We start from the raw sequence: 16,614 nt of genomic DNA on the forward strand, positions 1-16,614 counted from the left end.
AAAAGAAGAACAGACATTTAAAACGGAACATCGCTATCGTCGAAGTTGCTGGGCAGTTCGAAAGCAGTATCTTCTATCGAAATAAAGGGGTGCTGATTATCTTTTTCATATTGTTGTATCGCGTTTTGTGAAATAAATTTGAGAGTGTCTTTAGAAGTGAACATGAAATCAAGATCAATAAACAGTTGCTTGCTACCCAAACAAAACATATTGCTGTTCTCAAGTGATTCCTCAAATCCAAAAACAAATTCTAATAAATCGAGCAGTTCATTTTTCGTTTTAAAGAATATTACGGAGTTGTTGTTGAATTGTGTGGGTTCACGATTAAGATTTAGTAAAATATTCGAGATGTGGATAAGTATTGGATTTACTGACAATCTTGTAGTTTCAATATTATAATAAAGTGAATTAGAGGTATTCAGAAGAGTGTCGGAACAGGAGTTGATCGTGCTAATGACTTCCCTTAATTCGTCTGTAAGGGATTTAATGGTCATTAGCCCCTCGCTTTGTCGTTGCTGCTCCTTATTGTAAAGAAATGTTTGGAATAATCCTGCCCATTGTATTCGCAAGCATTCTACTATGTTGGAAGCAGTTAAAAAATCATTGATAATTATATTTCGGCTGCTTTTAATTTGTTCGATGAATTCAAAAATACGAACATCATCAACAAATGCGGGGGAGAATCCGTCTAAATTTTTATTAGAGCAGTATGTGGCATACTCTGTATATACATTTCGCTCAATAAAAATATATATTTGCTTGTTTAAAGTTATAGCGTGTTTCATTTCGTTCATAGTGATTGAGTTACCACTTTGATCGGACGATTCAGCACCGTATCTACCACCGACTACACCAACAATGATTTCGCATTGGGATAGTTCATTATAGCAATCATTTTCTAAGGTGCTTGTGACATTATATGTGACACCGTGTCGTTCGCTTAAAATAGGCGTATAGCCGTATGATAAAATGAAGCTTTCTATATCTTGTCGGACTTGCTTGAGATCGTAGCATGTAGAGCTTACAAAAACCTTAGGTGCAGACATAGCGCTATCCCCTTTATTTATGTAAATAAATTCTATATTCTCAAATATAGTATAATAAATTGCGTGGAGCTTGTAAACGGCTTCTTTGGATGGGTCAATAGAGTATACCCTATTGATACACTTAAAAAGCCCTCAAAAGCGTCTCACACGGATTTTAAAATGATTTATGAAACGTATTAAAAATAATATATACCCTATTGACACAAAAGCATATATAGTGTATACTTAAAGCATGGAAAAGGCATATAGACAGCACACGTCAGAGAGAGGGCGCAGACCATGACTTTTGAATATACGCGCGTCAGCACAAATGACCAAAACCCCGAACGGCAACATATTGCAATCGCGGAATATGCTGCGGCAAACGGTATTGTAATAGATCGCGCCTATGAAGATAAGGCGAGCGGGCGGGACTTCCAGCGGCCACAATATCAGGCCATGAAAGCGACGCTTCGCGCTGGTGATGTTGTCATTATCAAAGAACTTGACCGCATGGGGCGCAACATGGAGCAAATCAAGCGGGAGTGGCAGGAATTGCAGCAGATCGGGGCAAGTATTATCGTAACCGATACCCCGCTGCTGAATACAGCCAATAAGACCGACCTTGAAAAGCAGCTTATTACCAATATCGTTTTTGAACTGCTGGCCTATATGGCCGAAAAGGAGCGGCAGAAGATACACGCGCGGCAGGCCGAGGGGATCGCCATTGCCAAGGAACAGGGCAAGTATAAAGGGCGCAAGCCGATTGTGCGGGCAGACTTCCCGAAAGTATATCAGGCATGGAAAGCAGGCGAAATAACGGCTGTGGCCGCTGTGGAGCAGTTACAGCTTAGCAAAGCCACCTTTTACCGAAAAGTGCGGGAATACGAAAGGAGCGCGGGCGTATGAGCGAAAAGGACTTTTTGACCGTAGCTGACGTTGCGCGGGAATTGGGATTGACCGCCCGAACCGTGCGGCGGCTGTTCAGCACTGGCAAGCTGCGAGGGAAGAAGATCGCGGGCAAGTATATTATCACGCGTGACGCTTTGAAGCGGTATATTGATGCGGCATAATACCAACAATCCCCCGCACGGCTGCGCATGCGAGGGATTGTTGACTTTCGCGCGTTTTTCTGCGAAAGTAATGGATGCATGGCCGCGTGTGCGAGGGATTGACAAACCCGCTTGCGGGCGGTATACTAAACATAGAAAAGGGTGCTGCCGGTAGACGGTTAGCCCCGAATATTGGGTTGGAAGTAACCGCAACATTGGGAGTGAGGCGGTTACTTCTGTTTATTGCTTAAAATACGCTCGATAAGTACAAGTATCACTACAAGCATTATGAGATATTCCATAGCAGCGCCCCCTTTCAGGGGCAAGACTTAACCGCCTACCGCTGGCGCGGCAGCACCGTACCCGTAGTATAGCAGAAAAACGTCGAAACTGCAAGCAAAGCCCCTGCACGTTGTGCGGGGGCTTTTGCTGTTCCCGCACGGCTGCGCGTGCGGGATTCCCTATATTCAAGCGGGTATGCAATGGAAAAGGCATACAGCCGCCATGAAAGGGCGTATCAGGAAACACCCGCTTGTGCGGATGCGGCGGCAAAGATGGTTTGCCCGTCGATATTGACGAGGATTTCCCGCTTGCAGCCGCGACACCACGCGGGAAAATCGCGGCATTGCGTGTGACGTATCACTTTGAATAGTTTTCTTCCGCAGATCGGGCAGTAAAACCATGTGCTGCCGTCCGCTGTGCTTTTGATTTTCATGGTTATGCCCCTTGTTCTCTGATGCTTACGCTTATATCGCCGTCATGCCCGCAGACAGGGCAGATAAAGCCGATGCGTTTACAAATGCTGTCTGCATATAGATAGAATAGCGTCACACCGCAGACAGGGCAAGGGATTGCTGCGCGTGTGGGTCGGTGTTTGGGTTTTATGATGCGTTTTCGTTTCATTGTAGCGTACTCCTTATGTGGGGCATTTCGGAAAAGCCGGAAATGCATTTCGGGAATTGGCATGAGTAATAGCACGCTTGCCCTATAGAAGAAAATTTCCATAGGTAGGCGCTTCACCGTCTGGTGAAATGGTGTCCCCCAAATGGGGACAGGGTGAAGCGGCAGGCGAGCGGGCGTGTATTCAAATGGAACACCGTGCGGCGGGCTTATCCGGCAGCACAAAGCGCGCGGGAAGATGTGTACATTTTTTTCGCCCGCTTGCCCTCGATGCCGTGCGCCTGCACTGTCATCAACTCCGCGATGTATTGCGCGCCTATATCGGCCAAGCGTTCAGCATGGGGATTGTCGCCGTGCAGCCAGAAGCAGGAAAATGCCACCTGCACTTCTTCGTCGGGTGCATCGGTGAGCAAATAGACCTTGGTCGCGTCCGGCGTGCGCATATCGAAAGCATAGATATAGCGCAGGGGTAAAGGCTGCGCGTGCATGGCGAGCTGCCCGCGCAGAGGGCGTATAAACGCCTGCTTCCAGTGCCAGTGCAGCAGATCGGCAGACAGGTTAAATCGGTGCAGGTCGAGCGGGAGGGTGTATAAACGGCTGTCAGGGGAAAAGCTGGCGGCGATTTTGGCCGCAAGATGCTTCCGCGACTGGTAGGTGTTCCAGCGGTGTTCGGTAGCTATGACGGCTGCGCTTTTGGTTTTCATGGTGTCACCTCGTAAATTTTCTTGGCATAGGGAAAAAATCTTGCGTGCATGGGGCTGTGCGGTCTTACACCCGATGCCCCGAAACTTTTTCAGGGCGGGGGGAGGAGCATAACGGGCGCAGGCATAGCGCACAGGCGGGCAGGCGGGCGCTTGCACCCAAGCGTTTGTTTTTTTGTCGCGGTTTCCAAGGGGAGAAAAGCGGCGTTTATAGCGGCTTTTGCAGGGTTTGCAGGGCGATATAAAGCGGCGGTCAGGGGAGCCGAACGGGCGGCGTAACGTGCGCTTGCATGAACCACACCCCGCTTGCGAAAGTGCCGCAGTAAAATTCCTGTCTGGGGTGCGGTCTTGGGGCAGGCGGACAGTTGCGGCGAATGGGGGGAGTGCTCTGCACACACTGCACGCGGTCGCGCGCGTTGGCTCTCCTGTTCTGTTTCCAGAATACCCGACCGCCCGGCAGATTACAAGGCGCGCGGGGTATTTTCTCTATGCGCCACTCTACAGTTATACATGGCTTCAAGCCTGAAAGGTTTTGCTATTGAGTTGTACAGGTTTCCGAGCGGGTGCGGCTTACCGCCGCACGTGCGGGCGCATAGGCGCGTCAATTTCGTACAGTGTCGGCGGTATGGGCAAGCTGGCCTTGGTGCGGCGCGGACGCGTCTGGCGCGGCTGTGGCCGCGCTATGCGGTATTTGATATAGGAGTACCCCGCAAACTCGTTTTGCCGTTCGTCCCGCTCGATTACATAGCAGCCAGCGGGCGCGGTCAAGGTTTCGTCGCCGTCCACCCAGCTTGTTTCAACCGTTGGCTTTTGCAGGCCGCGCGAGGGTGTCCAGCTTTGCGCGCCGTTGGGCTTGCCCTCGGCGGCTTCTTTGGTGAGATAGCGAGCCAGCCCGTAATAATCGCGGTCTGCAATGCGTTCCAAGTCTATCTGATCGCCCCACACCCAAAGGCTGCGTATCAGGTCATAGTCACCCGCTGTGGCGTTGATTACAAGGTGATGATGGAAACGCTTGTCACCGTGCAAGCCCTCTGTGGCGTACACATATTTCAGCGGTAGGCTGCGCGCCTTGCGGTAGGCGCGCAGCTGCGCAAGGAATTTGCGTAGACGCTTTAATGCTTCCTTGCGTGTAGCGGGCAGATCGTTGGGACGGTAGGTAAGTATCAGGTGAAAATCGCTTGGTGCAAAGCTGGCAGCAAGCAGCATTTCAAGGCGGCGGCAGGCGGCTTTCAGGTTAAGAGCCTTGCGCGCGGCGGTGGTTGCGCGGGATTTCGCGGCGCGGACGTGTTCGGGGTCGTTCGGCGCGGGCGGCGTGCAGATCGTCGCCCAAACAAGGTTGCCCGCTCGGACAACGCGTTTTCTTTTCTTCATTCGTTACACTCCATAAAAGATATATTTCGCTGTATCGCATTGCACACACGCTATGTGCAATGCCCCTTAAACGGCGATGTGCGGGGCAAACGCCCCGCACATCGTGCAGATATGTATTTGTTATGCCGCGCTGGTTGGTTCAGTGGCGCGCTTTGGGTCTATTGCATTTTGCGCTTCGCTCAAAGCGTTCAGTGCGTCGGCGGTCTTTTCTACTACAATGCCGCTGGCAACACCCATTTTTCTTATAAACTCATCGCCTTTGCGCGCGTCTAAATTGTCGCCATGCCACAAGGGCGTAAATTCATATAAGATTGTTTGCGCAACATACTTTGCTTCCAACAGGTAGCGCAGGCAATCGCCTAATGCGTTATCAGCGTCAAAGATCGTCTTATAATGCATATCATCACGGCGCGCTGCACCGTCCAGCAGCCCCATTTGATAGGCTTTCAGCACCTTATCGCGCAGGAGCTGCGCCAATTCTACGCAGGCCGCAGGCTCGGCGGCTTTCCATGCTGCGGGCATGGTTTCGGTGGAGAACCAAGCGCGGATTGTGGCTTCGTGTGTTTCGGTGTGCATTTGTTATCGTCCTTTCCGTTTGACAAGGGCGAGCGGGTGCGGTATACTATATATAAACAAGCCCGCTCGCGGGTGTATATGTTATCTGACCTTTTCAGTGCCGTCCAAAGCTGCTGAAAAGGTCTTTTTCATTCGTCAATGCGGCGCAGCTTGCCATATTCGGGCGCAGGCTGCGCCGCTTCGCCGTTCTGGTAAGAGTCGCTTGCCAAGTAGGCAATGAGCAAATCAAGGTTAATCAGGGTGTGCCGCCCTGCGTGTACACTGGGGATTGCGCCCGACTTCACAAGCACGCGAAGCTGATTTTGCGTCAGGGCGGTGTTAGGGTCTTCGGCCTTGATTTCCTCAATGGCCTTTGCAAGGGTGCGCATACGGGGCAGGGTTTGCTTGGTCTGCTGTTCGTTCATGGGGTTTCCTCCTTAATCGTCGTAGAAGATTTCCTGCACGGTCTTGCCAAAATAAGCGGCAATGCGCTTTTTTACGTTGTCGCGGGGCGTGCGCTCGCCGCGTTCGTACTTTCCCAATGAGGAACAACTTACATTAAGTTTTTTTGCCAATTCCTCTTGTGTCATTGAACCGCGCAATTCAGCTAATTTCATTGTATCACCTCTTTGTATCTAAAATGGACACTTGATGATAATACAATACAATATTTTGTGTGTGTCCACAATAGACACATCATACAAAATTCTTGTGTCTGTTTTATACACCTTTTGTGGCGTTGCTTGTTGACTTACACTCGAAGTGCAGATACAATTATAAAAAGGCGGTGGGATTATGAAATCATTTCATGAAAGATTACGCGCTGCGCGCATTGAGCAAGGTTTTACACAGGAGGAGCTTGCGAAAGCTATCGGGGTGACAAAAAGCACTATGGCGAAATATGATCGCGGAGACCTTGAGCCAAATATCAGTAATATTATGAAATTATCTCAGGTGTTGTGTGTATCAGTAGATTATTTACTGTTTGGAGAAGACCCGCTTGAAAACGAGTTGCGCGCATGCGTTGAAATGCTTGAATATAAGATGATAGGCAAAGTTGATAATGCAGTAGATCGCATTGAAATAAAAAGTAGTGCGCTTCAAAACTTTTTTGCTGAAATTTTTGATGCGTATGAAATATGGTCTTCTCGGGACGATCAATATACAGATGCAATTTTTGAGTATGATGCAAAAATAGACTCAATAATTGAGAAAACAGTCGATGATATTAAAAAAGAGCGCGTTATTAAGTCAAAAGTGACCGTGGAGAAGATGAGGGCTGAACTGGCTAATAGAGCTAAACTAATCAGCGAAAAAGAGAACGATTAACACTGTCAAAATTGACCGTGTTTATAATTCAAGCCTAACGGTATTCAATTTGAACACACACCCGCTCGAAAGGAGGTGCACCACATGGCAACCGTAACCCGACGCGGCAAGTCGTATTCTATCCGCGTTTCCTGCGGCTATGACATGACCGGCAGGCAGATTATTAGGAAGCCCCAGCCGGACATGACCGACGCACAGGCCGAAAAAGAAGCCCAGCGGCAGGCCGTGCTTTTCGAGGAAAAATGCCGCACGGGGCAAGTGCTGCAAGGCAATGTGCGCTTTGCGGATTTCGCGGAAATATGGCTGCGGGACTATGCCGCAAAGCAGGTGCGCCCCACTACGTTTGACCGCTATAAAGCCATGCTGCCGCGTATCAATGCAGCCATCGGGCATATTCGGCTTGACCGCTTGCAGCCGCACCACCTGATGCAGTTTTATTCCAATCTGGAAGAAGCGGGGATAAGGGAGGACGGAAAACAGCATTTCAAGGGCGATTTGTGGCAAATGCTGCGCGCCCGCTCGATCACGAAAACCGCATTTGCCGAGCAAACGGGTGTGTCGCTCGCGGTGCTTGCCAGCATCACGCAGGGCAAGAATGTATCAGCCGAAAGCGCGAGGCGCATTTCTGACGCGTTGGGCGAGCCTGTAAGCGCGCTGTTTGAGCCGGTGGGGAATGACAAGGGCTTGTCGGCAAAGACCATTCTGCATCATCACAGGCTTATTTCTGTTATCCTGCAAACGGCGGTCGAATGGCAAGTGCTGTTTTCCAATCCCTGCGACCGCGTCAAGCCGCCGCGCGTGGAGCATAAGGAAGCGCGGTATTTGGATGAGGAACAGGCAGCCCGCTTGATGGAAGCACTTGAAAGTGCAGATATACAGAACCGCACCATGATAAAGCTGCTGCTCTATACGGGTATGCGGCGCGGCGAGTTGTGCGGCCTGACATGGGAAGATATTGACTTTGAAAAGTTGGTTATCCATATTCGACGTTCGTCGCTGTATCTGGCTGATAAGGGCATCTTTGAGGACGAAACGAAAAACGCCACTTCGCGGCGCAGTATCAAAGTACCCGCCGACGCGATACAGGCTTTGCGCGGCTTCCGTGCATGGCAGCGGCAGCAGGCGTTGCAGCTTGGCGACCAGTGGCAGGCGAGCGGGCGCGTGTTCACCGCGTGGAATGGCGCGCTGATACACCCCGACACAATTTCGGGCTGGTTTGCGCGCTTCATCAGGGAAAATAACCTGCCTGATATTTCGCTGCACTCGCTGCGGCATACAAACGCTACTCTGCTGATCGCGGCAGGGACGAATTTGCAGACCGTTGCGGCGCGGCTCGGTCATGCCAGCGTGACAACGACGGGCAAAATTTACGCCCATGCGATACAGTCAGCCGATGCAGCGGCAGCGGAAACCCTGCAAGACCTGCTGCACCCGCTTGGCACAAAAGTAAAAAAATAAGGCCGATATACACCAATTACGGTTGTATATCGGCCTTTGGGTTTGCCTGCATAAAGAACAAACAAAGAACAGATACAGGGCGAGCGGGAGCAAAGAACAAGTGTAAACCTCGAAAAAGTAAAGAAAAAGCACTGATTCTTGTCGAATCAGTGCTTTTTAATGGTTGCGGGGGCTGGACTTGAACCAACGACCTCCGGGTTATGAGCCCGACGAGCTACCAACTGCTCTACCCCGCGATATAAGCCCCTTGCTTTAAGGAGCCTATTAACTATACCATGATTTGAAAGGGTTGTCAAGAGTGTGTAAAGAAAAAACGTCGACAATTTACGCGGGCGCATCCCGCTCCGGAAAATAGGGAAGCTCAAACCAGAAGGAAATGCCACCCTCCACGTTTTCCGCGCCGCAACTGCCGTGCAGCGTGTCCGCGATCGCGCGCACCAGGGACAGGCCGATGCCTGTGCCGCCGGCCTCGCGCGTGCGCGCGCGGTCGGTGCGGTAAAATTTTTCCCAGATCTTCGGCAGCTCATCCTCCGGCAGCCCGTCGCCCTCGTTGAATATGGCCAGCCGCATCCCATTTTCGGTATAGGCGGCGGTGATCTCGATGCGGCCGCCATCCGCCGTGTAACGGATCGCGTTGGACAGATAGTTCATAAGCACCTGCTCAAGCAGGTCGCCGTCCGTGCGGATGGTGACGTGCGTATCCGCATACCGGACGGCCAGGCCACGGCTTGCACACAAAACGGCGGTCTTTTCGACCGCGTTCCGACAGAGGGCGTATAGGTCGATATCCTCGTAATAGGTCTGCTCCGCGCCCAACTCGAGCTTGGAGAGGTTCAAAAGCTGCATGACCAGCTTGTTCATGCGGTCGGCCTCGTCCGCGATTGTGTCGCAGTAAAATTTCCGGTCCTCCGGATCGTCGGCCACGCCGGCGGTCAGACCCTCCGCATAGCCCTGTATCAGCGCGATCGGCGTTTTCAGCTCATGCGAAACATTGACGATAAATTCACGGCGCATGTTGTCCACGCGTTCTTTTTCCTTGATTTCCAGAGCAAGCTGGTCGTTGGACTCCTGCAGCTCGCGGATCGTCTGCTCCAGGTAAGCGGACAAGCGGTTGAGCGACTGGCCGAGCTGGCCGATCTCGTCGCGCTCGCCGCCCTGATACTGGGTGGAAAAATCCAGCTCGCTCATCCGGTCGGCCACGCCGGCCATGGCGATCAACGGGCGGGTGAACTGGCGGGAGATGAAAAAGCCGCAGACCAGACAGATCAGCAGCGCGCAGCCGCCCGCGATCAGAAGGAAAACCAGGTTAAGGGAGGAGTTCTGCTCGATATAGGCGTACGGCATATAGGCGAACAGGCAGTCGCCCGCATTACGGTCGAGTGCGCCGACCAGGCAGAGGTATTGGTCGTTATCCCAAAGGGAGACGTTCAAAAACTGGTAATTATGCTTGGTGATAAATTCGCGGTCCATGCTCTGCGCGATTGAGCTGAGGATGGCATAGCTGCGGTACTGCTGCTCCACCCGATTGAAATCGGGGAGATGGAACTGCAGCGGTCCGTCCTCCTCTGGTCGGGCCGCGTCCGGAGAAAACGCGGAGGAATACAGCACCGTCCCGTCTGCACGGACCACGGACAGGCGGATGGCAGAGCGACTTTCGTAGCTGTCCAGCACGGCCGCGATATCCTCCACGTTGCCGGTATAGCTGCCACGCATGCTTTGATAGGCGTCGCGCAGCTCCCCGCGGCGCGTCAGCATGTAATAATCCTCGTAAAAGAACAGGTTGAGCAGCAAAAGCACGCCGATAAAGACCAGCGCAACGGCGCTGATCGCGGCAAAAAACTTAAACCGGATCGAATGGCCCTTCATGTTGTATCCGTCATCCCTCAAAGCGGTAGCCGTAGCCGCGCACCGTCTCGATCATGGTGCCGCAGCCGCCCAGCTTGGCCCGCAGCTTTTTCACATGGGTGTCCACCGTTCGCAGGTCCCCGAAGTAATCATAGCCCCATACGGCGTTGAGGATGCTCTCGCGGGATAGCGCGATGGCACGGTTGTTCTTGAAATAAATCAGCAGCTCGTATTCCTTGGGCGTCAGGTCGACCGGAGCGCCGTCCACCAGCACCTCGCGGCGCAACTCGTTGACGGAAAGCGAGCCCAACTGCTCGACCGGCATGGCGGCGCGGCCCTCGCGTTTGAGCAGGGCTCGTACACGCGCGGCCAGAACGATGGGAGAGAACGGCTTGGTCACATAATCGTCCGCGCCCTCCTCCAGCCCGCGGACCTGGTCGGCGTCCTCCGCGCGCGCGGTCAGCATCATGACAGGCAGGTGCTTGTCTCCGCTTTCCTGTGCGCGCAGCGCGCGGAGCACCTCGAACCCGTCCATGCCGGGCATCATCACGTCCAGAATCGCCAAGTCAAGCCCAGACTGGCGGTTTTCGATCATCTGCAGGGCCTCACGGCCGTCCGCGGCCTCGAGGATGCTGTGGCCGTCCCTCTTGAGAAAATCGCTGACCAGGCGCCGGATGCGCGCCTCGTCGTCGGCAATCAATATCATTGACATCAGGCTTTCACCCCTTGTATCGGATAATACCAGTATACCGTGTCAGTTTGTCCGTTCTGTGAACAAAAAACAGGTTTTTACATATCCTGCTCCAATACATACCGGTACAGGGCGTTCTTTTTGACGCCGGTCTGCGCGGACACCGCTTTGATTGCGTCCTTCTGCGTCTGCCCGTCTGCCATCCGGAGGCGCACGGCCTCCGCCGCCGCAGTCAGCCGCGCCGGTTCGTCCGGCGCGGCATCCGGTTCGTCCGGCGCGCCCTCGATGGTCAGCACAAATTCGCCGCGCGGCGGATGTGCGTCGAAGTACTGAACGGCTTCGTCCAGCGTCATGCGGAGTGTTTCCTCGTGGAGCTTGGTCAGTTCACGGGACAGGGAAAGGCGGCGCGCCCCGCCGAAGGTGTCCGCAAGGTCGCGCAGGGTGGCGCACAGCTTGTGCGGCGCTTCGTAAAAGATCATGGTGCGTTTTTCGTTTCGCAGCGCGTCCAGGTGCGCGCGGCGCGCCTTTTTATTCACGGATAAAAAGCCCTCGAAACACCAGCGTCCGGTCGGCAGGCCGGAGGCCGCGAGCGCGCAGACCGCGGCGCAGCAGCCGGGGATGGGCACGACCGGTATGCCATGCGCCGCGCACAGTGCGACCAGATCCTCGCCGGGGTCGGAAACGGCGGGTGTACCCGCATCCGTGACCAGGGCGCAGCTTTCACCCGCGCGCAGCCTGGCCAGCACCTCCTCGCCGCGCGCGCGGCGGTTATGCTCATAATAGGAGATCAGGGGCTTCCTGGGCAGAGCGCAGGCGGTCAGCAGCTTTTGCGTCACGCGCGTATCCTCTGCGGCGATGAAATCGACCGACGAAAGAATATCCCGCGCGCGGGGGGACAGGTCGCCCAGGTTGCCGATCGGCGTGGCGACCAGATACAGAATGGATTCACTCATTGTAATATTCCCTTAAAAAATTATTTTTTGTATATTTTGTTATATTCCTCGCTTTGGACAAGCAGCGGCGGTTCGACCGAAAGGCCTTCCGCGCTGCCGCCCTTGCGGCATTCGACCAGCACCGCGCTGGGGACGGCCTGCGCGGTCTGGTGTACGAAGCGGAGCCGTTTAGGGACGAGACGGACGCGGGCGAGCGCTTCCAGCAGCGTCCACATGCGCTCGGGACGGAACACGAACGCGGCCTTGCCGCCCGTATGCAGCACAAAGGAACAGGCCACGGCAAGGTCCTCCACCGTGCAGGTGCCATCCTGACGGGCGGCGCGGCGTTCCGGCGCGGGCGCGTTTTTGCCCGCGTTCCGGTCGAAATACGGGGGATTGCACACCACATAGTCCATACTGCCGTGGGGGAGGAGCGTGCGGATCTCGCGCAGGTCGCCCTGTAGAGCGGTGATGTCCACGCCGTTGTCGCGGATCGAGCGCCGGAACAGGGCGAGCGCGCCCTCCTGCAGCTCCAGGCCGGTCATACGCAGGTCGGGGCGGTAAAGCAGCAGGGCGAGCGCGCCCGTGCCGCAGCAGAGGTCGAGCACGCGCGCGTTCCGGCGCGGTCTGGCAAAGGAAGAAAGCAGTACGCTGTCCTGCCCAAGCTTGAAATATCGGTCGTCCTGATGCAGGAGCAGGCCGTTGGGAAGCCGTTCGGTTGTCTGCGCCATAATACCTCCTTATCCGGAAACAGAAAGAGCCGGTCCGTGACGGACCGGCCGCAGGTGCGTTTGGTTTATCTGCCGGCTTTCACGCCGTGCTGCCGCGCATGCTCCTTAAGCTTGGCAAAGGTTTCCGCGCTGATGACATGCTCAATGCGGCAGGCGTCCTCGGCCGCGGTTTCGGGCGAAACGCCGAGCATGGTCAGCAGCTCGGTCAGCACGGTATGGCGCTCATAGATCGTTTCCGCGATCGTGCGTCCGGCGTCGGTCAGGCACAGCAAGCCGTTCTGATCGATGGAAACATAGCCGTTGTCCCGCAGCAGGCCGACAGCGCGGCTGATGCTCGGCTTGGAAAAGCCGGTGTAGTGGGCAACGTCAATCGAGCGGACCGACCCTTTTTGGTGCTGCAGAATCAGGATTGCTTCCAGATAATTCTCAGCACTCTCCTGCACTTTCATCGTGCCTTGTCCTCCTTTTTCTCTTTTCCATGTTTTTTATTTTAGCATATCCGGCTGATTTTGGCAATATAGCGATGCTTGCAAGGCCGCGCAATTTTGGGTACAATGGGGAAGACGGAGGGATGCCCCATGAAAGTATTTTTATCCCCGGCGAAAAATATGCGCGCCGCAGCGGCGGCGCTGCCGGATATGACAGCGCCGCGCTATCTGCAGCAGGCGGAAGCGCTCGCCGCGGCCCTGCGTGCCAAGGCGCCGTTTGAGCTGGAGAGCATCCTGCAGACCAGTCCGGCGATCGCGCTGCGGGCGGCGGCGCTCTACCAGGACTGGACAGACGCGGGCGGCGTACCCGCGATTCTGGCGTATGATGGGCTGGCCTATAAATATCTGGAGGCGGAAACGCTCACGGCGGCAGAACTGCGGTTCGCGCAGGACAGCCTGCGGCTGTTTTCCGCGTTTTACGGTCCGCTGCGGCCGCTCGACGCAATCCGCCCCTACCGGCTTGAGCTGGCGCACCGGCTGGATGGGCACAGCCTGTACGAGTTCTGGGGCCGTGCGTTTTACGACGATCTGTTCGGTGCGGGTGAAGCGGTGGTCAACCTCGCCTCAAATGAATACAGCAAGGCGGTGCGGCGCTATCTGCAGACAGGCGACCGGATGGTGACCTGCGAATTCCTGACCTACCGCAAGGGGAAGCTGCGCTGCCTGCCCACCATGGCGAAAATGGCGCGCGGCCGCATGACGCGGTATATCCTGCAAAACCGCATCGAGTCGCCCGAGCAGCTCACTTTGTTTGACTGGAACGATTTCCGGTATGAGCAAAGCCTGTCGGACAACCACACGCTGACCTTTATTGTCAGCGTGTGACAGGGAAGCGCCGCGGGAAGATGTCCTGAAGCGAGAAAGGCCCCACCTGTCCTTTGGAGGACGGGCGGGGCCTTGGTATGGCGTTAATGCGGGGGATTGTCCTGCGGCTGGGGCGGCACGGGCGCCTGCTCCGGCGGCTGGGGCGGGACAGGGGGCGCGGCCTCCTGCGGCGCGGCTTCTTCAGCGGGCAGGGGTCCCAGCTTGCGGTTGATCTCCTGCGTGTTGCGGCATAGCACGAGCAGCAGCAGCGCATACTCAAACGTGATGCGGGCAACCAGATTGCCGACCACGAACACGAAAAGCGCGGCAAAAAAATGCGAGAACAGCAGCATGACGCTGTATACGGCGATGGCGACTGCAACGATACAGTATAGGGCGCGGATCAGCTTTTCGGTGAAAAAGGTGCGGAACGTAAAAATATCATGCAGCTTGGCAGCCGACCCTTTATAGGTGTTGGGCTTGCGCACGAAAAGGAAATACAGCGCAAGCCCGCCCGCTACAATGACGAGCAGCGCCAGCACCGGCAGCACGAGGCTAAAAAACGGCGTATAGGAATAGGTTTGCGTATATAGGTAAGGGTAGCTGCTCATAGTTTCCTCCTGAAAAATATTGAAGCATTTGTGTATTTAGTGTAACATATGCGGGAAAGCGTTGCAAGTTAAATCGAAATGTTGTACGCTATAAGGGAGAAAACGATACGGAGAAACGACAATGAGGATTTTACACACTTCGCCCGCACAGGACGGATTTTTTATGCCTGCGGAGTTCGCGCCGCACGACGGCTGCCTGATGATCTGGCCGGAGCGCGGGGATTCCTGGCAGTATGGAGCCTATGCGGCGCGGCGCGCGTTTATTCAGGTGATGCGGACGATCGCGGAAAGCGAAAAGCTGACCGTGCTCTGCTCGGAGGGGCAGTATGACAATGCCCGCGCCCAGCTTCCGGATGCGGTGAGGCTGGTTGTGATGGAGACAGACGACGCCTGGGCACGCGACGTGGGGCCGACCTTTGTGATCGACGGCAGGGGCGGCCGCCGCGGCATCGACTGGGGCTTTAACGCCTGGGGCGGCGCGGTGGACGGGCTTTACCCAAGCTGGGAAAAGGACAACCGCGTGGCCCGCAAATTTTGTGACCTGCTGGAAAACGACTGCTATGACAAGCGGGATTTCATTTGCGAGGGTGGCTCGCTCCATGTGGACGGGGAGGGTACCGCGCTCGTCACCGAGGCCTGCCTGCTCTCCGCGGGGCGCAACCCGTCCCTGTCGCGGGAGGAGATCGAGCGCACGCTGTGCGCGTACCTCGGCGTTTCCAGGGTGATCTGGCTGCCGCGCGGCATCTACCATGACGAAACCAACGAGCATGTGGACAACGTATGCGCGTTCACAGCGCCCGGCGAGGTCGTGCTGGCGTGGACGGACGACGAAAGCGACCCGCAGTATGCGCTTTCCAGGGCGAGCTTGGACGCGCTTGAGGCGGCGGTGGACGCAAAGGGGCGCCGGCTTCGGGTGCATAAGCTGCCGCTGCCCGCGCCCGTGACCATCACGGCGGAGGAATGTGAGGGGCTCGACCTGTGCGAGGGCGAGCCGACGCGCACGCCGGGCGAGCGGCTGGCGGCAAGCTACGTTAATTTTTATATCGCCAACCGGACGGTCGTCATGCCCGCGTTTGACGACCCGATGGACGAGACGGCGAAAGAAATCCTGCAGGGCCTGTTTCCGACGCGCAGGGTGGTCGCCATCCCCACGCGCGATATTCTGATTGGTGGCGGGAACATCCACTGCATCACGCAGCAGATCCCCCGCGCGTGAGCGCGGGAATCACCAACCGTATGAGGAGTGAAAGCATATGAGCAAAGTAACCGTAGCCGCGGTACAGATGACCTATGGGCTGGAAAACGCGGTGCAAAGGGTCGAGGAGGCGGCCGCGCAGGGCGCGCAGGTCATCCTGTTGCCCGAGCTGTTTGAAAACTGGTATTTCTGCCAGGAAAAGAGCTATGAAAACTACCATCTGGCGACAACGCTGGAGGAAAACCCCGCGGTGAACGCGCTGCGGACGGTCGCACGCGACTTTCGGGTCGTGCTGCCGGTCAGCTATTACGAGCGCGTGGGCAACACCACATTCAATACGGTCGCCGTGATCGATGCGGACGGGACGGTCCTCGGCCAGTACCGCAAGACGCATATTCCGGACGATCATTTCTATCAGGAGAAATTTTATTTCACTCCCGGGGACACGGGCTTCCGCGTGTGGGACACGGCCTATGCCAAAATCGGCGTGGGCATCTGCTGGGACCAATGGTTTCCGGAATCCGCGCGCTGCATGGCGCTGATGGGCGCGGAGCTGCTGTTTTATCCGACCGCGATCGGCTCCGAGCCGATCCTGGAATGCGATTCCATGCCGCACTGGCGCCGCTGCATGCAGGGCCACGCGGCGGCGAACATCATGCCGCTGGTCGCGGCCAACCGCATTGGTACGGAAACCGTGACCCCCTCGCCCGACAACCAGAACCAGTCGTCCTCGCTGACGTTTTACGGCTCGTCCTTCATCGCGGATGAGACCGGAGCGCTGGTCGAGCAGGCGGATCGGGAAAACGCCTGCGTCCTGACGCATACGTTCGATCTGAACGGGATCCGCGAGCTGCGCCGGAGCTGGGGGACGTTCCGCGACCGGCGGCCGGAGATGTACGGCGCGCTGGGGCGCTTCGGATAACCGC

General features: G+C 55.6%; 20 protein-coding genes and 1 tRNA gene. 7 read left to right on the forward strand and 14 right to left on the reverse strand.

Annotated features, from left to right (window positions below; translation table 11 throughout):
* Positions 1–17 precede the first annotated feature (17 nt).
* Positions 18–1,046, reverse strand: coding sequence for a DUF4062 domain-containing protein (locus H8S45_RS08420; protein WP_054327536.1), 1,029 nt, complete (start codon positions 1,044–1,046; stop codon positions 18–20).
* A gap of 279 nt (positions 1,047–1,325) precedes the next feature.
* On the opposite strand from H8S45_RS08420, the gene H8S45_RS08425 reads away from it, so the two are divergent.
* Positions 1,326–1,934 carry a recombinase family protein gene (locus H8S45_RS08425; protein WP_054327535.1) on the forward strand — a complete coding sequence of 203 codons (609 nt, stop codon included), beginning with the start codon at positions 1,326–1,328 and terminating at the stop codon, positions 1,932–1,934.
* Complete coding sequence (locus H8S45_RS08430; RefSeq protein WP_082397180.1) at positions 1,931–2,098, forward strand: helix-turn-helix domain-containing protein; 168 nt, start codon at positions 1,931–1,933, stop codon at positions 2,096–2,098. Before H8S45_RS08425 ends, H8S45_RS08430 begins: the two co-directional genes overlap by 4 nt.
* A gap of 496 nt (positions 2,099–2,594) precedes the next feature.
* On the opposite strand, the gene H8S45_RS08435 is transcribed toward H8S45_RS08430, so the two are convergent.
* The 6 genes from H8S45_RS08435 to H8S45_RS08460 form a co-directional block, all read right to left on the reverse strand.
* The gene (locus tag H8S45_RS08435; protein WP_054327534.1) at positions 2,595–2,792 is read right to left on the reverse strand and encodes a cysteine-rich KTR domain-containing protein; all 198 of its coding nucleotides are present in this window, start codon (positions 2,790–2,792) and stop codon (positions 2,595–2,597) included.
* Between the two features lie 394 nt (positions 2,793–3,186).
* Positions 3,187–3,681, reverse strand: coding sequence for a hypothetical protein (locus H8S45_RS08440; RefSeq protein ID WP_054327533.1), 495 nt, complete (start codon positions 3,679–3,681; stop codon positions 3,187–3,189).
* 567 nt (positions 3,682–4,248) lie between these two features.
* A complete protein-coding gene (locus tag H8S45_RS08445; RefSeq protein WP_054327532.1) occupies positions 4,249–5,049 on the reverse strand; it encodes a rolling circle replication-associated protein in 801 nt (266 codons plus the stop codon).
* A 120-nt stretch (positions 5,050–5,169) separates the two neighbouring features.
* A complete protein-coding gene (locus H8S45_RS08450; RefSeq protein ID WP_054327531.1) occupies positions 5,170–5,625 on the reverse strand; it encodes a hypothetical protein in 456 nt (151 codons plus the stop codon).
* Positions 5,626–5,753: 128 nt separating this feature from the next.
* Positions 5,754–6,029, reverse strand: coding sequence for a hypothetical protein (locus H8S45_RS08455; RefSeq protein ID WP_054327530.1), 276 nt, complete (start codon positions 6,027–6,029; stop codon positions 5,754–5,756).
* 12 nt (positions 6,030–6,041) lie between these two features.
* On the reverse strand, positions 6,042–6,221 hold the full coding sequence (locus tag H8S45_RS08460; RefSeq protein WP_147574173.1) for a helix-turn-helix transcriptional regulator: 180 nt from the start codon (positions 6,219–6,221) through the stop codon (positions 6,042–6,044).
* 178 nt (positions 6,222–6,399) lie between these two features.
* On the opposite strand from H8S45_RS08460, the gene H8S45_RS08465 reads away from it, so the two are divergent.
* Together H8S45_RS08465 and H8S45_RS08470 are read left to right on the forward strand one after the other, a co-directional pair.
* A complete protein-coding gene (locus tag H8S45_RS08465) occupies positions 6,400–6,933 on the forward strand; it encodes a helix-turn-helix domain-containing protein (protein ID WP_054327529.1) in 534 nt (177 codons plus the stop codon).
* 84 nt (positions 6,934–7,017) lie between these two features.
* Positions 7,018–8,391: a tyrosine-type recombinase/integrase gene (locus H8S45_RS08470; RefSeq protein ID WP_147574174.1), complete on the forward strand. Its 1,374-nt coding sequence runs from the start codon at positions 7,018–7,020 to the stop codon at positions 8,389–8,391.
* A gap of 160 nt (positions 8,392–8,551) precedes the next feature.
* Here the strand turns inward: H8S45_RS08470 and H8S45_RS08475 are convergent.
* From H8S45_RS08475 to H8S45_RS08500, 6 genes are all read right to left on the reverse strand, one after another.
* Positions 8,552–8,627 (reverse strand) — tRNA-Met (locus H8S45_RS08475).
* An 88-nt stretch (positions 8,628–8,715) separates the two neighbouring features.
* On the reverse strand, positions 8,716–10,257 hold the full coding sequence (locus H8S45_RS08480) for a sensor histidine kinase (RefSeq protein ID WP_054327528.1): 1,542 nt from the start codon (positions 10,255–10,257) through the stop codon (positions 8,716–8,718).
* 10 nt (positions 10,258–10,267) lie between these two features.
* The gene (locus tag H8S45_RS08485; RefSeq protein WP_054327527.1) at positions 10,268–10,948 is read right to left on the reverse strand and encodes a response regulator transcription factor; all 681 of its coding nucleotides are present in this window, start codon (positions 10,946–10,948) and stop codon (positions 10,268–10,270) included.
* Positions 10,949–11,025: 77 nt separating this feature from the next.
* Positions 11,026–11,880, reverse strand: coding sequence for a 16S rRNA (cytidine(1402)-2'-O)-methyltransferase (gene rsmI / locus H8S45_RS08490; protein WP_054327526.1), 855 nt, complete (start codon positions 11,878–11,880; stop codon positions 11,026–11,028).
* 20 nt (positions 11,881–11,900) lie between these two features.
* Positions 11,901–12,590 (reverse strand): tRNA1(Val) (adenine(37)-N6)-methyltransferase, encoded by a 690-nt coding sequence (locus H8S45_RS08495; protein WP_186949938.1) that lies wholly within the window; start codon positions 12,588–12,590, stop codon positions 11,901–11,903.
* A gap of 65 nt (positions 12,591–12,655) precedes the next feature.
* On the reverse strand, positions 12,656–13,039 hold the full coding sequence (locus tag H8S45_RS08500; protein ID WP_054327524.1) for a metal-dependent transcriptional regulator: 384 nt from the start codon (positions 13,037–13,039) through the stop codon (positions 12,656–12,658).
* Between the two features lie 129 nt (positions 13,040–13,168).
* Here H8S45_RS08500 and H8S45_RS08505 point away from each other — a divergent pair, with 129 nt between their 5' ends.
* The gene (locus tag H8S45_RS08505; RefSeq protein WP_186949940.1) at positions 13,169–13,903 is read left to right on the forward strand and encodes a YaaA family protein; all 735 of its coding nucleotides are present in this window, start codon (positions 13,169–13,171) and stop codon (positions 13,901–13,903) included.
* Positions 13,904–13,986: 83 nt separating this feature from the next.
* Here the strand turns inward: H8S45_RS08505 and H8S45_RS08510 are convergent, their stop codons facing one another.
* A complete protein-coding gene (locus H8S45_RS08510) occupies positions 13,987–14,493 on the reverse strand; it encodes a DUF4282 domain-containing protein (RefSeq protein WP_147574176.1) in 507 nt (168 codons plus the stop codon).
* Positions 14,494–14,614: 121 nt separating this feature from the next.
* Between H8S45_RS08510 and aguA the strand changes: the two genes are divergently transcribed.
* Positions 14,615–15,709, forward strand: coding sequence for an agmatine deiminase (aguA, locus tag H8S45_RS08515; protein ID WP_186949942.1), 1,095 nt, complete (start codon positions 14,615–14,617; stop codon positions 15,707–15,709).
* A gap of 37 nt (positions 15,710–15,746) precedes the next feature.
* Positions 15,747–16,610 (forward strand): N-carbamoylputrescine amidase, encoded by an 864-nt coding sequence (gene aguB, locus H8S45_RS08520; protein WP_054327520.1) that lies wholly within the window; start codon positions 15,747–15,749, stop codon positions 16,608–16,610.
* Positions 16,611–16,614 lie beyond the last annotated feature (4 nt).

Origin of the sequence: Agathobaculum faecis, assembly GCF_014287995.1 — a bacterium.
Lineage (GTDB): Bacteria > Bacillota > Clostridia > Oscillospirales > Butyricicoccaceae > Agathobaculum > Agathobaculum ammoniilyticum.

Excerpts from the sequence above, each read along its gene's own strand:
- rsmI (WP_054327526.1), bottom strand. The coding sequence starts at position 11,880 with ATGAGTGAATCCATTCTGTATCTGGTCGCCACGCCGATCGGCAACCTG.
- H8S45_RS08425 (WP_054327535.1), top strand. The coding sequence starts at position 1,326 with ATGACTTTTGAATATACGCGCGTCAGCACAAATGACCAAAACCCCGAA.
- H8S45_RS08470 (WP_147574174.1), top strand. The coding sequence starts at position 7,018 with ATGGCAACCGTAACCCGACGCGGCAAGTCGTATTCTATCCGCGTTTCC.
- H8S45_RS08495 (WP_186949938.1), bottom strand. The coding sequence starts at position 12,590 with ATGGCGCAGACAACCGAACGGCTTCCCAACGGCCTGCTCCTGCATCAG.
- H8S45_RS08510 (WP_147574176.1), bottom strand. The coding sequence starts at position 14,493 with ATGAGCAGCTACCCTTACCTATATACGCAAACCTATTCCTATACGCCG.
- H8S45_RS08485 (WP_054327527.1), bottom strand. The coding sequence starts at position 10,948 with ATGTCAATGATATTGATTGCCGACGACGAGGCGCGCATCCGGCGCCTG.
- H8S45_RS08440 (WP_054327533.1), bottom strand. The coding sequence starts at position 3,681 with ATGAAAACCAAAAGCGCAGCCGTCATAGCTACCGAACACCGCTGGAAC.
- H8S45_RS08435 (WP_054327534.1), bottom strand. The coding sequence starts at position 2,792 with ATGAAAATCAAAAGCACAGCGGACGGCAGCACATGGTTTTACTGCCCG.
- H8S45_RS08445 (WP_054327532.1), bottom strand. The coding sequence starts at position 5,049 with ATGAAGAAAAGAAAACGCGTTGTCCGAGCGGGCAACCTTGTTTGGGCG.
- H8S45_RS08505 (WP_186949940.1), top strand. The coding sequence starts at position 13,169 with ATGAAAGTATTTTTATCCCCGGCGAAAAATATGCGCGCCGCAGCGGCG.
- aguA (WP_186949942.1), top strand. The coding sequence starts at position 14,615 with ATGAGGATTTTACACACTTCGCCCGCACAGGACGGATTTTTTATGCCT.
- H8S45_RS08465 (WP_054327529.1), top strand. The coding sequence starts at position 6,400 with ATGAAATCATTTCATGAAAGATTACGCGCTGCGCGCATTGAGCAAGGT.
- H8S45_RS08430 (WP_082397180.1), top strand. The coding sequence starts at position 1,931 with ATGAGCGAAAAGGACTTTTTGACCGTAGCTGACGTTGCGCGGGAATTG.
- H8S45_RS08450 (WP_054327531.1), bottom strand. The coding sequence starts at position 5,625 with ATGCACACCGAAACACACGAAGCCACAATCCGCGCTTGGTTCTCCACC.
- H8S45_RS08460 (WP_147574173.1), bottom strand. The coding sequence starts at position 6,221 with ATGAAATTAGCTGAATTGCGCGGTTCAATGACACAAGAGGAATTGGCA.
- aguB (WP_054327520.1), top strand. The coding sequence starts at position 15,747 with ATGAGCAAAGTAACCGTAGCCGCGGTACAGATGACCTATGGGCTGGAA.
- H8S45_RS08480 (WP_054327528.1), bottom strand. The coding sequence starts at position 10,257 with ATGAAGGGCCATTCGATCCGGTTTAAGTTTTTTGCCGCGATCAGCGCC.
- H8S45_RS08500 (WP_054327524.1), bottom strand. The coding sequence starts at position 13,039 with ATGAAAGTGCAGGAGAGTGCTGAGAATTATCTGGAAGCAATCCTGATT.
- H8S45_RS08455 (WP_054327530.1), bottom strand. The coding sequence starts at position 6,029 with ATGAACGAACAGCAGACCAAGCAAACCCTGCCCCGTATGCGCACCCTT.
- H8S45_RS08420 (WP_054327536.1), bottom strand. The coding sequence starts at position 1,046 with ATGTCTGCACCTAAGGTTTTTGTAAGCTCTACATGCTACGATCTCAAG.